The 13788-nt window shown below is 32.4% G+C and carries 20 protein-coding genes; 9 read left to right on the top strand and 11 right to left on the bottom strand.

From position 1 onward, the window contains the following. Positions 1 to 107: 107 nt before the first annotated feature. On the top strand, positions 108 to 764 hold the full coding sequence (gene phoU / locus OB_RS09920) for a phosphate signaling complex protein PhoU (RefSeq protein WP_011066326.1): 657 nt from the start codon (positions 108 to 110) through the stop codon (positions 762 to 764). A gap of 23 nt (positions 765 to 787) precedes the next feature. On the opposite strand, the gene OB_RS09915 is transcribed toward phoU, so the two are convergent. From OB_RS09915 to OB_RS09905, 3 genes are read right to left on the bottom strand one after another with little or no spacing between them, the layout of a single operon-like run. Beyond that, positions 788 to 967 (bottom strand): hypothetical protein, encoded by a 180-nt coding sequence (locus tag OB_RS09915; RefSeq protein ID WP_011066325.1) that lies wholly within the window; start codon positions 965 to 967, stop codon positions 788 to 790. Positions 968 to 993: 26 nt separating this feature from the next. After that, a complete protein-coding gene (locus OB_RS09910; protein ID WP_011066324.1) occupies positions 994 to 1335 on the bottom strand; it encodes a hypothetical protein in 342 nt (113 codons plus the stop codon). A gap of 12 nt (positions 1336 to 1347) precedes the next feature. Beyond that, positions 1348 to 1578 carry a hypothetical protein gene (locus OB_RS09905; RefSeq protein WP_011066323.1) on the bottom strand — a complete coding sequence of 77 codons (231 nt, stop codon included), beginning with the start codon at positions 1576 to 1578 and terminating at the stop codon, positions 1348 to 1350. A gap of 230 nt (positions 1579 to 1808) precedes the next feature. Here OB_RS09905 and rpmG point away from each other — a divergent pair, with 230 nt between their 5' ends. The 3 genes from rpmG (at position 1809) to OB_RS09885 (ending at position 4518) form a co-directional block, all read left to right on the top strand. Beyond that, positions 1809 to 1958 (top strand): 50S ribosomal protein L33, encoded by a 150-nt coding sequence (gene rpmG / locus OB_RS09900; protein ID WP_011066322.1) that lies wholly within the window; start codon positions 1809 to 1811, stop codon positions 1956 to 1958. Positions 1959 to 2018: 60 nt separating this feature from the next. Further along, on the top strand, positions 2019 to 2579 hold the full coding sequence (locus OB_RS09895; protein ID WP_011066321.1) for a 5-formyltetrahydrofolate cyclo-ligase: 561 nt from the start codon (positions 2019 to 2021) through the stop codon (positions 2577 to 2579). A gap of 382 nt (positions 2580 to 2961) precedes the next feature. Further along, complete coding sequence (locus OB_RS09885; RefSeq protein ID WP_011066320.1) at positions 2962 to 4518, top strand: rhomboid family intramembrane serine protease; 1557 nt, start codon at positions 2962 to 2964, stop codon at positions 4516 to 4518. On the opposite strand, the gene OB_RS09880 is transcribed toward OB_RS09885, so the two are convergent. Beyond that, positions 4515 to 5381: a hypothetical protein gene (locus tag OB_RS09880; protein ID WP_011066319.1), complete on the bottom strand. Its 867-nt coding sequence runs from the start codon at positions 5379 to 5381 to the stop codon at positions 4515 to 4517. The genes OB_RS09885 and OB_RS09880 overlap by 4 nt on opposite strands. A gap of 130 nt (positions 5382 to 5511) precedes the next feature. On the opposite strand from OB_RS09880, the gene OB_RS09875 reads away from it, so the two are divergent. The 4 genes from OB_RS09875 to OB_RS09860 all read left to right on the top strand — a co-directional run bounded on the left by OB_RS09875 (position 5512) and on the right by OB_RS09860 (position 10375). Beyond that, the gene (locus OB_RS09875; RefSeq protein ID WP_011066318.1) at positions 5512 to 6969 is read left to right on the top strand and encodes a spore germination protein; all 1458 of its coding nucleotides are present in this window, start codon (positions 5512 to 5514) and stop codon (positions 6967 to 6969) included. An 80-nt stretch (positions 6970 to 7049) separates the two neighbouring features. Next, entirely contained in the window at positions 7050 to 7241 is a 192-nt protein-coding gene (locus OB_RS09870; protein WP_231847031.1) for a YqgQ family protein, read from the top strand. Further along, complete coding sequence (locus OB_RS09865) at positions 7241 to 8218, top strand: ROK family glucokinase (protein WP_011066316.1); 978 nt, start codon at positions 7241 to 7243, stop codon at positions 8216 to 8218. Before OB_RS09870 ends, OB_RS09865 begins: the two co-directional genes overlap by 1 nt. 210 nt (positions 8219 to 8428) lie before the next feature. Continuing rightward, complete coding sequence (locus OB_RS09860; protein WP_011066315.1) at positions 8429 to 10375, top strand: LTA synthase family protein; 1947 nt, start codon at positions 8429 to 8431, stop codon at positions 10373 to 10375. Positions 10376 to 10611: 236 nt separating this feature from the next. Here the strand turns inward: OB_RS09860 and OB_RS09855 are convergent, their stop codons facing one another. Further along, the gene (locus OB_RS09855) at positions 10612 to 10794 is read right to left on the bottom strand and encodes a DUF2759 family protein (RefSeq protein WP_011066314.1); all 183 of its coding nucleotides are present in this window, start codon (positions 10792 to 10794) and stop codon (positions 10612 to 10614) included. A 153-nt stretch (positions 10795 to 10947) separates the two neighbouring features. Between OB_RS09855 and OB_RS09850 the strand changes: the two genes are divergently transcribed. Beyond that, the gene (locus OB_RS09850; protein ID WP_011066313.1) at positions 10948 to 11571 is read left to right on the top strand and encodes an MBL fold metallo-hydrolase; all 624 of its coding nucleotides are present in this window, start codon (positions 10948 to 10950) and stop codon (positions 11569 to 11571) included. Positions 11572 to 11618: 47 nt separating this feature from the next. Here OB_RS09850 and OB_RS09845 read toward each other — a convergent pair whose 3' ends face one another. The 6 genes from OB_RS09845 to comGC all read right to left on the bottom strand — a co-directional run bounded on the left by OB_RS09845 (position 11619) and on the right by comGC (position 13783). Next, positions 11619 to 11861 (bottom strand): DUF2626 domain-containing protein, encoded by a 243-nt coding sequence (locus tag OB_RS09845; RefSeq protein WP_011066312.1) that lies wholly within the window; start codon positions 11859 to 11861, stop codon positions 11619 to 11621. Positions 11862 to 11985: 124 nt separating this feature from the next. After that, positions 11986 to 12357, bottom strand: coding sequence for a hypothetical protein (locus OB_RS09840; RefSeq protein ID WP_011066311.1), 372 nt, complete (start codon positions 12355 to 12357; stop codon positions 11986 to 11988). After that, positions 12332 to 12754, bottom strand: a complete 423-nt coding sequence (locus OB_RS09835) for a ComGF family competence protein (RefSeq protein ID WP_011066310.1) — start codon at positions 12752 to 12754, stop codon at positions 12332 to 12334. Before OB_RS09835 ends, OB_RS09840 begins: the two co-directional genes overlap by 26 nt. Next, positions 12735 to 12977 carry a hypothetical protein gene (locus OB_RS09830; RefSeq protein ID WP_231846936.1) on the bottom strand — a complete coding sequence of 81 codons (243 nt, stop codon included), beginning with the start codon at positions 12975 to 12977 and terminating at the stop codon, positions 12735 to 12737. Before OB_RS09830 ends, OB_RS09835 begins: the two co-directional genes overlap by 20 nt. 85 nt (positions 12978 to 13062) lie before the next feature. Continuing rightward, on the bottom strand, positions 13063 to 13491 hold the full coding sequence (gene comGD, locus OB_RS09825) for a competence type IV pilus minor pilin ComGD (protein WP_011066308.1): 429 nt from the start codon (positions 13489 to 13491) through the stop codon (positions 13063 to 13065). Then, positions 13481 to 13783: a competence type IV pilus major pilin ComGC gene (comGC, locus tag OB_RS09820; RefSeq protein ID WP_011066307.1), complete on the bottom strand. Its 303-nt coding sequence runs from the start codon at positions 13781 to 13783 to the stop codon at positions 13481 to 13483. The genes comGD and comGC overlap by 11 nt, the downstream gene beginning before the upstream one ends. Between the last annotated feature and the right edge of the window lie 5 nt (positions 13784 to 13788).

Raw genomic sequence — 13788 nt, 5'->3', positions numbered from 1 at the left:
GGATTCGCTTATTTTTATAAATGATTACATAGAATTTACAAATAGTTAATATTAAACCTTTATAATTAGTAACATATAGAAACTATTTGTTTAGGGGAGGAACTTATATGACAACACGTAATCAGTTCCAAGAAGAGCTTCAAGAACTTTATGGTGACATACTTCATATGGCGGATTTGGTAGGTGAAGCATTGGATAGTTCAGTTGAATCACTAATACAACAACAGCAAGAACTTGCAGAGACTGTTATAGCGAAAGATAAAGAAATTGATAAGCTTGAAAAAAACATTAATGATAAAGCTATTTTATTAATTGCAAAACAACAACCAGTAGCAACAGACTTAAGAAAAATTGTAACTGCTTTAAGAGTAATGATAGATATAGAACGAATGGGTGACAACGCGAAAAATATTGCCAAATCGAGTATTAGGTTACTAGATAATCCTTCGAGTGTCCCTCCTGACCTTTCACATATGCACCATCAAGTAAAAAAGATGCTTCACACAGCAGTATTAGCATTTGAACAGGAAGATATTTCGCTTGCTGGAAAGTTAGCAGAAATGGATGATGAGGTAGATCATGTTTATAAAAGAGTAGTTAGTGACTTGTTATACGAAACGGCTACCCGACCCGATCAGATCGAATATGTGATGCAAATGTCTTTTTGCGCGAGATACTTGGAAAGATTTGCAGATCATATCACAAATATTGGTGAAAGCATATTATATTTGGTCAAAGGAGAAAATGTAAATCTAAATAAATAGCACAGCATATCGCTGTGCTATTTTTAATTATAACTTGTAATTACTTCTGCTATGTCAAAATGAGACATGTCACTTGTTAATTCAAATGTACCTGGTTTAACGTTAATTGCATAATCATTATCTTCTAAATAATCATTAAAGTCAGAAGCACTTTCAATGATATCCTCATTTTCCAGAATGTCGCTTATTTCAGATGATGCCATACCCGTTTCAACAGTTAGCTCATATTCTATCGTAGAATTTTCATCAGATTCATCTTCATTCTGATTTTCATTTGATGATTCTTCTTCCTCTTCTTGTTGTTTGTATCTTCATTTTGTTGAGACTCTTCATCTGATGATTCATTGTTACTTTCCGAACTATTTTCTGAATCGTTGCCATTTACACTATAGGATATATATTCCTCTTGGGAAAGAACTGTGTACCCTTGATCTTCTAATACAGGAATCATTTCTTCTGCATTAACATCTTCGATAGATGTTTGTGAGTCTTGCACGAGAAAGAATACAATCAGAATAATTATGGCACTTGTAAACAAACCAAGTGCAAAAGCTCTAATGTGGTGTTTCATTGATTTACTCCTTTAACTATTGATAAGATTACTATTTTCCGTTTTATGATCATTTAAATCACTTGGTAATAGTTCTTCTTCAAGCACCTTGATTTTCTTCTTTAATTGATATGTATCTTGCATTGTTGTAATCGACATTTGTTCTAATTGTGATTCTACTTCTTCAATTCTATCATTCATAAAATAAGATAGTATGAATAGAACAATTGCAACTACGATAATAGCTATTATCGCATAAAACATTTTATTCCCTCCTTTATATTCATTAATAGTTATACCATAAATAGACAATGGAATCATCATTATTCTACTAATTTTTATCATTACAATTATTATGGAAATAAGTTAAGCGTTGATTTTCATTCATTATTGCAGTAAACAATCTTGATAATTAATGGAAAGTTTGATAATATAATTAAAGTCTGCACAATTATGTATGAAGAGGCAAGTTGAAAAGTTTGGAGGGATAAAATATGCGCGTAAATATAACTTTAGCTTGTACAGAAACGGGAGATCGTAACTACATCTCTACAAAAAACAAGCGTACAAATCCTGAACGTATTGAGCTTAAGAAATACTCACCACGTCTTAAAAAACACACGTTACATCGTGAAACAAAATAATGTTAGCAAAAAACTCTTATCGTTTGGATAGGAGTTTTTCTATTATTAGGGGTGTACATAATGAATAAGCAAATTTTAAGGAAAAATATGATTCAACAATTAAATGAATTATCTCAAGATAGAAGAAAGTCTATTCAATCAAAACAACAGCATCTACTATTTCATTCACACCTATGGAAAAATTCCTTAACAATTGGAATCACTGTTTCTAAAGGGTTCGAATGGGACACGAAACAAATTATTCAACAAGGATGGAAAGAAAATAAAGTAATTGCCGTTCCTAAATGTAATCCGATTGATAAAACAATGACATATCGTCAAATCACTTCTTTTGAACAACTTGAAGTTGTATACGCGGGAATTGAAGAGCCTATTATGGAACATACGAGTCCCTTAGAAAATGAATTACTTGGATTATGTATTGTTCCGGGAATTGTTTTTGATAAAAACGGTTATCGGATTGGATTTGGTGGGGGGTATTATGATCGAATATTACCGAGTATACAAGCTCCTACCTTGTCAATTTGTAGTGAGGTACAAATAATTTCTTCCATACCTAAAGAATCCCATGACCTTTCGGTGGATTATCTACTAACTGAAACAAGAATTTATGGTAGCTAATTTTTCTATGTATAAGTAAATCATTCTAGAAAAAACTATATACATAATAGAGCTAGGAAGGAATGATTTTTTAATGCGTCCACTTATTTCGATTGCATTATTTATATCTCTAATTTTTATCGTATTAAAGTGGAGATATAAATTATTTAATACGCTGTTTGCTATAAGTATAATACGAAAATTAGCAGTTAGATTAGCTATGAATTTTCCGGGCGTTCAATCAAAAATCTTTGGTGAACAATCAAATCGCTATAATTACTAAAACCTTAGAAGATAAGTATTTTTACACTTATCTTCTAAGGTTTTTTAGATACCTGGATTATGGTAATTCTGTGCAAAAAATATTCCCGTTTGGTATGATATTTATTGGGGAGGTTGGTGTATGTACATAAACGATGTATATGTGGAGTACCAGTTAGCTTATCAATTACTTGAACAAGGGTTTGAATTAATTAATAAGAACGAGGAAACAGATGAGCTTTGGTTTGAAAAGTTTAAAAACAATACTTCAGTCATCATTCGATTAATACCAAAAAGGTTTGATTGGGACAATCAACTTAAACAAGATGTAACAAATACATATCAACGAATTCATCAAATGAGAAAGATGTTTAAAGGAAAACATATTGAAGCAATTACGATTTATACATCAAGTGAGGAACCAATTGGTGATGATTGGCAAACATTAAAGAAACCAATTACTTCAAATGCAAAAAAACCATTTACGATGAATGTCTATTTTTTACATGAATCTACGTTTTCTGATGAAATTGAACGGTTACGGGAGAAAATAGGGTTAGATTTATCTATGGATGAACTAAATGAATTGGATGATGAACAAAAAGAAAGTAAAGTTAATTATTTTAAGCAAACCATATTTCATGATTATAATAATCGAATCGAAAAAAGAAGAAAAGTATTTTCAAATGGAAAACCATTATTTACATATATTTTAATAGCACTTAATCTATTTTTTTTCTTACAACAAATAAATAATGGCGGCAGTGAAAATATCGATACGCTTATACAAATGGGTGCAAAATATAATCCATTAATCATGGAAGGAGAATGGTGGCGTCTATTGACTTCGATGTTCCTGCATATAGGGTTTGTTCATATCTTAATGAACATGGTTGCTTTATTCTATTTAGGAACAGCAGTTGAAAGGATATTTGGCAGAACGAGATTTTTAGTTATTTACTTTCTAGGTGGAATTGCTGGTTCTATAGCGAGCTTCGCTACATCTATTAGTATTTCAGCCGGTGCGTCTGGAGCAATATTTGGATTGTTTGGTGCCTTGTTATTCTTTGGATTAATCTATAAAGATGTCTTTAAGGATACAATGGGTATGAATATTGTATTTATACTTGTAGTGAATCTTGTTATCGGTTTTTCTATACCGGAAATAGATATGGGTGCTCATCTCGGTGGATTACTTGGAGGCTTTCTAATAGCAGCTTGTCTTTATGTACCAGGTAAAAAGAATGGTAAATATCAATTAGGAGCAATTATTGCATTTATTATTTTATGTTCTGGATTATTAATGTACGGTTTTGATAATAATGCTTCTTCTTTAGAATTTAAATTAATTGAAGTAGAAGAGAAATTATCTGACAATCAATTTGAAGAAGCAATTGACCTATCTACCAATGCTTTAAATGAATTAAAATCAACGAACGATAATGAGCTGGTTCCTTATTTTCTATTCCATCGTTCATATGCATATTTACAGCAGGATGAAATTGAATTAGCACAAGCTGATCTAGAAGAAAGTTTAAACTACGATGAAACGATCCCTGAAGCATACAATAATTTAACTATTATCTATGCAAATAATTTTGAATTTGATAAGGCAAATGAAATAATAGATGAAGGTTTAGAACGTTTTCCTGAAAATCAAGAATTATTAGATCTTCAACAAGACTTATCCAATTATTAATCACTAAGAGTAGCTTTTGGCAATCGCTGAATGAGCTGCTCTTTTTTTCCATTAAGTTCGAACAGCACGAGTAAGTGCTTTGCTTCTTTGTCAATTAAAATTATTGGTACAAAGCTGCTAAGTTTATCATTTGGTGGATCAAGTGCAGGGATAATGTAGTTTTTATATAGCCCTTCCCATAATTGTCCAATCACTTGATTTGATTCTTGCTTTGTCATATTTGGTAATGGAGTATCTTCATATAATATTAAATTTGTTAAAGGTATAGCATAATAATCAGAAGAATCAACGTTAAAATAATACATAAGCTGTTGCCATTGATAAATCAATTGTTGATTTGAAGTTCGTTTTAAGACTTCTTTCCATTCCTTTTCATATTCATTAGCTGGTTCTTTAAATGAAGCTATTGGTTCAGAAGGGGAGTCGATAACATATAAATCATCATGAGACATACGCTGAATACTTCTTATAGTATTATCATCTATATGAATTTCTCCTTGGTGAAAAGAAATACTTTCATAATGATTTGAGTCTTGTCCAATAAAATTTTGTTTGATATCAATCTTATCAGTATCTTGTTGCCATTTACTACGTACTCCTTTAAGCCTTCCATTTACGAATAATAATGAAACATCTTGGCGCATGGCTAATTCGGTGTCACTTTGTGAATGGACATCCCATTGCATTTCGTATTGATTTGTACCTTCTTCTCCGATAAGAGAAATTTTAGTATCTGCATAATTAAACGTATGTGTATCGTCCAACGGAAAAAAGCTAATTGCTTGTTTATCCATATTTATTAAGTATAACGTAATTACAAATAGTAAACCGCCTATGATAGGAAGAATATATTTTTTCCACATCTTACTCATCCTTTATCGCTTGTCTATATGTTTATATATGATAATGAAAAAGAATATATGAAGGATTGTAGTATAGAAATTATAGTTCGTTATAAACTATTCATATCTTATAGATCATGGGTGGTAACGAATGAAACAGGATAAAAGACCAATTGACCATAAATTAACAAACAACGTTACATTCCTAAAAAATTATTTAGGGGTTGAAAAAAGTTTTGATTTAATTTATTTAGATTTAAATTATGCTGGTAAAGATATGGCTATGTTCATGGTTGATGGATTTGCCAAGGATGATATATCGTTATATATCATGCAAACGTTGGCTGAGCTAAAAGAGCATGAACTGGATGAAGACACGTTAACAAAACTACTTAAGAGATATATTCCCTATATAGAAATCGAACCAATAGATAATATTTATCAAGCTGCTGATTTTGTTTTAGCAGGAGCAACTGCTTTATTTGTAGATGGTGTAGATAAAGCGATTATCATTGATTCAAGAACTTACCCTGCACGTTCACCTGAAGAACCAGATTTAGAAAGAGTGGTTCGAGGACCTAGAGATGGTTTTGTAGAAACTTTAGTATTTAATACCGCCTTAACAAGGAGACGGGTAAGAGATCGTTCACTTCGAATGGAATACTTACAGGTTGGTAGAAGGTCAAAAACAGACGTAGTCATAAGTAATATAGAAGATATTGCAGATAATAAACATATAGATAAAATAAAATCGATACTGGAAAGAATTGACACAGATGGTCTACCGATGGCTGAAAAAACAATTGAAGAGTTTTTAAGTGATCGTTATTGGAATCCATATCCGTCTGTCCGATATACAGAGAGGCCAGACACTGCTGCGGCACATTTATATGATGGGCATATATTATTAATTATTGATGGATCACCTAGTGTCATGATCACTGCAACTACGTTTTGGAATCACTTACAACATGCAGAAGAATATCGACAAAAGCCCACTGTTGGTGCTTACTTAAGAATGGTTCGTTTTTTTGCAATTTTATTTTCAATGATATTATTGCCCTTATATTATTTGATGTCTTCACAGCCAGAGTTATTGCCAGCAGCCCTAGAGTTTATTGGCCCTGATGATCCAGGAGTAATTCCTCTGCTGCTACAATTTTTAATAGCGGAAATAGGGTTAGATATGCTAAGAATGGCTTCTATTCACACGCCTTCAGCATTAGGAACGGCGCTCGGTTTGGTGGCAGCAATCATGATCGGTGATGTCTCCGTTCAAGTAGGCTGGTTTACGAATGAAGTAGTTCTATATATTGCTACTGCTGCAATAGGTTCTTATGCGACTCCTAGTTATGAGCTAAGTATGGCAAACCGAATTGTACGTATTATATTATTACTCGCAACTGCAAGCTTCGGTGTGATTGGTTACGTGCTAGGAATAACGTGTTGGCTATTGTACATTACAAAAATGAATACGTTCAAAATACCTTATTTTTGGCCATTTATTCCATTTTCACCAAAAGCGTTACGTGATGTTATTATCCGCGTACCAGTACCGATAAAGCATCGTCGCCCTGAAATATTAGACCCAAAAGACCCGGATCGTTAACTGATTCGGGTTTTCGTCTGTTTAGTTCCCATTAATACAAGCTTTTGATATAATAATTTATGGTGATTAATTTGAAAACGATGATTGAAGTGCGAAATTTATTAAAACGCTTCGGTGCGTTTATTTATACTGGGGATAGACTTGGGGATTTGGAATTAATAGAATTTGAATTAAATGATTTGTATCAATATGGATTTATTACTCAACATGAATTTCTCATGGCAAAACTTTGCGTTGAAAAAGAAAAAAATCAATTAAAGGGGAATGGATAGTGGACAAACATTTATTAGTGGGTGTTGATATTGGGGGTACTACAGTTAAAATAGGCTTTATATCGGAAAAAGGGAAGGTACTAGACAAGTGGGAAATATCTACAAATCTACTTGATGGTGGAAAATATATTGTACCCGAAATCTGGTCTTCTGTGGAGTCTAAAATAAAGCAGCTAAGTTATTCTTTGTCTTCGATAGTTGGAATTGGTGTAGGAGCGCCAGGATTTATTGATGCAGAAAAGGGATTTGTTCATGAAGCTGTTAATATTGGTTGGAAAAATTTTGCTTTAGCTGAAGCTTTTAAAGCTTATGTGAGTATCCCTGTATACGTTGAAAATGATGCCAATACTGCTGTGCTTGGAGAAAATTGGGTTGGTGCAGGGAATCAAGCAGACAATTTAATTGCGATTACACTTGGAACCGGTGTTGGTGGAGGAATCATCGCCAATGGTCGAATTTTAAATGGAGCTAATGGAATGGCAGGAGAATTAGGACATATGATTGTGGAAGAGGATGGCGCACGTTGTAATTGTGGTAATCAAGGTTGTTTAGAAACGATAACTTCTGCTACGGGTATTGTGAGACAAGCATTAGAAAAAGTAATTGAAATACCTAATTCAACATTAGCAGAAGTATATAATAAAAATGGTGAAATTACTTCAAAAGAGATTTTTGACCTTGCAAAGGAAGGCGATGTCGCAGCAAAATCGATTGTTGATCATACTGCTGATGTCTTAGGGAAAGTCTTAGCAAACATGGGTGTGATTATAAATCCATCTAAAGTGTTAATTGGCGGTGGAGTTTCTAAAGCTGGAGATCAGTTAATTGATGCTATCCAATTTGCTTTTGAAAAACATGCATTACCAAGAGTTGCAGAGGCTTGTTCAATTAAAACTGCTCAATTAGGAAATGATGCAGGCATTATTGGAGCAGCTTACTTGGTATATTCTTCAAAAAATAGCACATTTTTCACTTGATTTTTTTTGATTTTCTACTAAAATAGTAAGTTATGAGTACAGTGTAAAAAATCTTAAAAAAGTGAAACTTTAATGGCATGATATTCGTCTATATTAATAAGTATTTTATTAATTGTAGTTTACAATTGCTAAAAAGGTGGAATGTATCTCATAATGAGTAATTGTACTATGAAATATAGATGAATGAGTTAGGAAACTAGGAGGAGAACTATGAAATTCTTCAAAAAACCAACAGTGCCGTTGTATGTAATTGCAGCGTTACTATTTGGTCTGAAAACGTATATTGTATATCGATTTATGTTCAACATTGGAATAGACAACTCTATGCAAGAGTTAATTTTATTTATTAATCCATTCGTATCTGCTTTCTTACTATTTACGATTGCAGTATGGTTTAATAAGACTTCAAGGCAGATGAAATATATTCGCTATATGGCGCTATTTGCTTCCTTAATTATTTGGGCGAATCTCGTATTCTATCGTCAGTTTACAGATTTCATCACCATCCCACAATTATTTATGGGAAGCAATATGGGAGATTTAGGTTCAAGTATTCTAACCTTAATCAAACCATATGATGTGTTATTCTTTGCTGATGCTGTTATTATTTGGGTATTAAGTAAGAAATACGAAGGTACTTTATCTGTACAATATCCAAAAAGTGGTAAAGTTGGAGCAGTTGCATTTTCTCTAGTACTGCTTGCAGGGAACTTTTTCTTAGCAGAGATGGAGCGTCCACAATTATTTACTCGTGCGTTTGACAGAGAGTATTTAGTTAAAAATATTGGTTTATTTAATTATCATATCTATGATATTGTTGTTCACTCAAAAACCGAGTCACAACGTGTATTTGCAGATGGAAATGAAATTCCTGAAATTGAGGAATTTATTGAAACGAATATCGATCATGAACGTAGTAAAGAAATGTTTGGTGTTGCAGAGGATAAAAATGTAATTTTTATTAATGCTGAGTCACTACAACAATTTGTTATTAATAATGAAGTGAATGGAGAAGAAATTACTCCTTTCTTAAATAGTTTAGCTGAAGATGAAGATACGTATTACTTTGAAAACTTTTATGAACAGACTGGTCAAGGAAATACTTCTGATTCTGAGTTTTTAGTTGAAAACTCTTTATATCCATTATCTCGTGGTGCAGTTTTCTTTACGCATGGCGCGAATGAATACAATGCATTTCCGGAACTTATTAAAGAAGAAGGATATACTTCTTCTGTATTACATGCTAATAACAAAAGCTTCTGGAATCGTGACGGAATGTATGACAGCTTAGAGATTGATAATTTTTATGGTGAAGAGGCTTATGAGGTTTCAGCAGAGGATTCAATTGGCTGGGGTTTAAAAGATAAACCTTTCTTTGAACAATCAATTAAGTATTTAGAGTCAATGGAACAGCCTTTTTACAGTAAGTTTATAACTTTAACAAACCATTTCCCATTTGAAATGCATGAGGAAGATACGTCTATTGATAAATTTGATTCAAACTCAAATACACTCAATAATTATTTTCCAGCGGTTAGATACATGGATGAAGCTATTGAACAGTTCTTCCAGGATCTAAAAGATAGTGGGTTATATGAAGATTCCGTAATAGTAATTATGGGTGACCATATTGGAATTAGTGCTAATCATAATCGCGCAATGGCACAGTATTTAGATAAAGAGGAGATTACTCCTTACGATCAAGTTCAGTTACAACGAGTTCCTTTATTTGTTCATATTCCTGGTAATGGGGAAGGTAAAGTTATGGATGAAGTAACTGGCCAAATTGATCTTAAGCCAACAATGCTTAATATGTTGGGTATCGAAGAAGAAAAAGATATTTATTTTGGTAACGACATGTTTAGTGAAGATCGTAAAGATTATATAGCACTTCGTAATGGTGATTTTATTAGTGAAGACTATGTAAAGACTATGGGTGTTTGTTACGACAGAGAAACAGGTGAACCTGTTGATGATGTTATTGATGAGGAAACATCTTCTGAACAAGAAGCCGAAGCACAAAAAGAACAAGTAGGGAGCGCATGTGACTCTATTCAAGAAAAAGTGGATCAAGAATTAGCTTACTCTGATTCAATCGTATATGGTGATTTATTCCGCTTTGTAGATTTCGGTAAAGATCAAACTAAAGAAGAATAATTAAACTGATAAAAACCTAACAACAATTCAATTGTTGTTAGGTTTTTTATATTGAAGACGTACATATAAAATTTATGTATTGTGGAATGAACTAGGACATCTGACTGACGCTAAGCTGATTATTCAGCATGTTTACTAAATAAGAGAAGTATATTTCGGTGAAAAACTTATTCATTTCTACGGCATAAAAAAACAACAATTTTACAAATGCAAAATTGTTGTTTTTACCGTGGTTATTAACCAATAATTTCTGTAATAATTGTAGCGATTGAAAAGAATCCGAAGGCTACAGCAGTAATAGCTGAAAATAATAATGCAAACATGTTTTTATACTTTAGCTGACGAATTACGGACATAACAGCTAATAGAGTAACTCCTAAAAGTAATACTCCAAGGATAATGTGATAATACGCTTCCATCTTTTATTAACCTCCTCATTCCGACTGCTTGTCATTTTTCTGTTGAGTCGAAAGGAATATCTGTATTATTATGTAACTAACGGTGATCAATTATTATTTTATAGTATTCCACCATTTTTGTCGAGTTATTATAAAAAATAAGGAGAGAATTTCATGGAAATTATTGCTAGACCAGTAGGAATTGTACAGGCGAACTGTTATATTTTAAAAAAAGGTACGAATGGTATTATTGTTGATCCAGGTGGAGATGCAGAGTTAATTCTATCTATCATTAAAGAGCATCATTTAGATATTAATGCTATCTTATTAACTCATGCACATTTTGATCATATCGGGGCTTTAGAAAAAATTCGTCAGAAAACAAATGCACCCGTGTACTTGCATCAAGCTGAACATGAATGGTTAAGTGATCCGAATTTAAATGGTTCTCATAAGTTAATCGGAGAATCCATTTTAGCAACTCCAGCTGATTTTAGTGTAGATGAAGGAGGGTTAACTATCGGAGAGTTTTCAATGCAAGTATATCATACACCGGGACACTCTCCAGGTAGTGTAAGTTATATATTCCCTGATCAGAAAATTGTTATCAGTGGAGATGTATTATTTCAAAGAGGAATTGGTAGAACAGATTTGCCTGGCGGAGATTTAGCAATATTAGAGCATTCGATTCGAGAGAAACTATATCAATTACCAGGAGAATATCAAGTTCTTTCCGGTCACGGTGGAATTACTACCATAAAGGAAGAAAAAAATGAAAATCCTTTTTTCCAAGCCTAAAAAAGATACAAAGAAAAAACCACATATATATGTGGTTTTTCTTCGTTTTAATGTCCAAACCCTGGTACAAGTATAAATTCGGAATACCAAGTATATCCAATTAGAAATACAGTACAATATGCACCAAATAAATACATGTACATACGTTCGGATAGTTTTAAATAGCCTAATGTAAGGAAAAATGCCGTTTGAGCCAGGAATAAAAGTGCAGTATTCATCATGTCGCCGACATAAAACATTACTGTAAAAATACCTGTCCAAAAGGCAAGAACACGAAACATGCGATCCATGTCTTCCCCCTCCTTTGTAGGTAACCTTTTCATAGTTATTATATACGAGCTGGATAAGATTGTAAACGTTTCTATAAAACATTTGTATTTCAAGTTGTGTATAGAATAACCTAATCAAAGATTTTTATTCATTAACTTTGTAAAAATGTTCATAGGAATAAAAGGGTTCTTGGTCTAAAAATATGATAAAGGTTAATGTTACAATATGTTCCTCTATTTTATTTATCCGAATTTCTACTCCCCCATCAGGGTAAGAATAATATTTAGGTGATTTTGTATCAATTAATTCGTCTATATCTTCTTCAACGTCTATTCTGCTCATTTGAAATAAAGTTTCTGACTGTAGTTGTTTTAGATGAAAATGTGTTATCTGTTGATCATGATGATAATAAATAGTCAATAATGATAAACTGACAAATAAGAAGCTAATAATCCAAATAACGTAAATGAATAAAAATCCTTGTTCTGTTTTAATAAATACTGAAAGTTTTTTCATATTGATCCCCTGAAGTAGTAGTTAAAGTAATCTGAAATCCAAATTCCAAAGGATGAAAGTCTAATTCTGTTATGTTTCTTATATAAACTTCAAAACCTTGTCCATCAACTGTACGTCTAATTAAATTCCCATATTGCTCATATATAATCGTTTGTTCATTTATTTTGCTTGGAATAGTTAATGCCAGTTTGTCATTTGTAGTTACTGCATTAATAGAACGTATAACATCATCTCTAATAAATTGAAAAAATTGATAAACAGAAAGCTCTTCCTTGGTAGATGGAACTTCAATGGATTGTAACATAAAACTAATAAATGGAATTGTAATTAAAATAATTGCCAGCATCAATAAATGGCTTATGAAAGAGAAGCCATGATTATCTTTGATATTTACCATGCAAACAATACTCCTCGTCTCGATAATTTATATTTTTCCATTGCGCACATCCTATAAGAGTACTTTCATTTGTTTCAAAGGTGATGGTCACTTCTGTCTGAGTATTTTCCAAATTAAACGTAGAAATTTCTAGGGGACGATTGCTCCAAAGACTGGATTGAAGTTTATCGTGTAATGTATAAGCAATCGTTCGTCTTTCTTGAAGCACGACTTGCTCCTTCATTAAAAGTGAGAAAAGAGGTAGGAACAAAATAATCATTGAGAAAAAGAGTAAAGCTGCCATTATTATTTCAAAAAAACTAAAGCCATTAGATCTCTTCAATATAGAAACGTCCTTTCCCAAGTGGAAAAGTTAATCGATAGGAGTTACTGGCTCCATAGATTCTTATGGTCCGTGGCTGAATAAATGTACCGTTTGAATTGAAATAAATTTCACTTCTTCCAAATGTAGTAACAGATAATCCCTTAGGATATGGACGAATTTGATTCGTATTCATTCCTCTAATTATTCGATATTCATCTTCATAGAATCGGATCAGAATACGTTCATTTTCATACATTCTTGCTCGTAATTGAATATACAAGACATCATATTCGAGTAACTCAAGAAATTGTTTTTCTTTAAATTGATGTAGATGTTTTATTTGTGAAGGCGAAAAAAGGGATAAAATAATCAGTAGTATGGTTAGAGAAAATAATACTTCGATAAGGGTAAATCCATTTTTACTAGGAGGCATCTACTCTACCGTTTGCGTAAGTTAATACATTATTATTTGGACAAGTTAATTGATCTTCGGTAATAAAATCCATTTCTATTAATTCCTCTAATGAACTAGGGTATTGTCCGTTCTCTAGTAAAAATGCATCCACTTGAGCTTGTACAACGCTGACCAGAGCTTCACAACCTTTCGAATGAACATCCTCACTTTTTTCACCTATGTTCGGGATAATCAGAATCATCAATACAGAAATGACCATAAGCACAATTAGCATTTCAATGAGTGTAAAACCAGACTCTTTTTTAAACATATAAT

Origin of the sequence: Oceanobacillus iheyensis HTE831 (assembly GCF_000011245.1) — a bacterium.
GTDB classification, from domain to species: Bacteria; Bacillota; Bacilli; order Bacillales; family Amphibacillaceae; genus Oceanobacillus; species Oceanobacillus iheyensis.
This window is presented reverse-complemented; position numbering and strand designations above follow the sequence as displayed.

Coding starts and splice junctions, on each gene's coding strand:
- OB_RS09895 (WP_011066321.1), top strand. CDS start 2,019: ATGAATAAGCAAATTTTAAGGAAAAATATGATTCAACAATTAAATGAA.
- OB_RS09910 (WP_011066324.1), bottom strand. CDS start 1,335: ATGAAACACCACATTAGAGCTTTTGCACTTGGTTTGTTTACAAGTGCC.
- OB_RS09840 (WP_011066311.1), bottom strand. CDS start 12,357: ATGAAAAAACTTTCAGTATTTATTAAAACAGAACAAGGATTTTTATTC.
- OB_RS09855 (WP_011066314.1), bottom strand. CDS start 10,794: ATGGAAGCGTATTATCACATTATCCTTGGAGTATTACTTTTAGGAGTT.
- OB_RS09850 (WP_011066313.1), top strand. CDS start 10,948: ATGGAAATTATTGCTAGACCAGTAGGAATTGTACAGGCGAACTGTTAT.
- comGC (WP_011066307.1), bottom strand. CDS start 13,783: ATGTTTAAAAAAGAGTCTGGTTTTACACTCATTGAAATGCTAATTGTG.
- comGD (WP_011066308.1), bottom strand. CDS start 13,491: ATGCCTCCTAGTAAAAATGGATTTACCCTTATCGAAGTATTATTTTCT.
- rpmG (WP_011066322.1), top strand. CDS start 1,809: ATGCGCGTAAATATAACTTTAGCTTGTACAGAAACGGGAGATCGTAAC.
- OB_RS09875 (WP_011066318.1), top strand. CDS start 5,512: ATGAAACAGGATAAAAGACCAATTGACCATAAATTAACAAACAACGTT.
- OB_RS09870 (WP_231847031.1), top strand. CDS start 7,050: ATGATTGAAGTGCGAAATTTATTAAAACGCTTCGGTGCGTTTATTTAT.
- OB_RS09905 (WP_011066323.1), bottom strand. CDS start 1,578: ATGTTTTATGCGATAATAGCTATTATCGTAGTTGCAATTGTTCTATTC.
- OB_RS09880 (WP_011066319.1), bottom strand. CDS start 5,381: ATGTGGAAAAAATATATTCTTCCTATCATAGGCGGTTTACTATTTGTA.
- OB_RS09915 (WP_011066325.1), bottom strand. CDS start 967: ATGGCATCATCTGAAATAAGCGACATTCTGGAAAATGAGGATATCATT.
- OB_RS09835 (WP_011066310.1), bottom strand. CDS start 12,754: ATGGTAAATATCAAAGATAATCATGGCTTCTCTTTCATAAGCCATTTA.
- phoU (WP_011066326.1), top strand. CDS start 108: ATGACAACACGTAATCAGTTCCAAGAAGAGCTTCAAGAACTTTATGGT.
- OB_RS09885 (WP_011066320.1), top strand. CDS start 2,962: ATGTACATAAACGATGTATATGTGGAGTACCAGTTAGCTTATCAATTA.
- OB_RS09830 (WP_231846936.1), bottom strand. CDS start 12,977: ATGAAGGAGCAAGTCGTGCTTCAAGAAAGACGAACGATTGCTTATACA.
- OB_RS09845 (WP_011066312.1), bottom strand. CDS start 11,861: ATGGATCGCATGTTTCGTGTTCTTGCCTTTTGGACAGGTATTTTTACA.
- OB_RS09860 (WP_011066315.1), top strand. CDS start 8,429: ATGAAATTCTTCAAAAAACCAACAGTGCCGTTGTATGTAATTGCAGCG.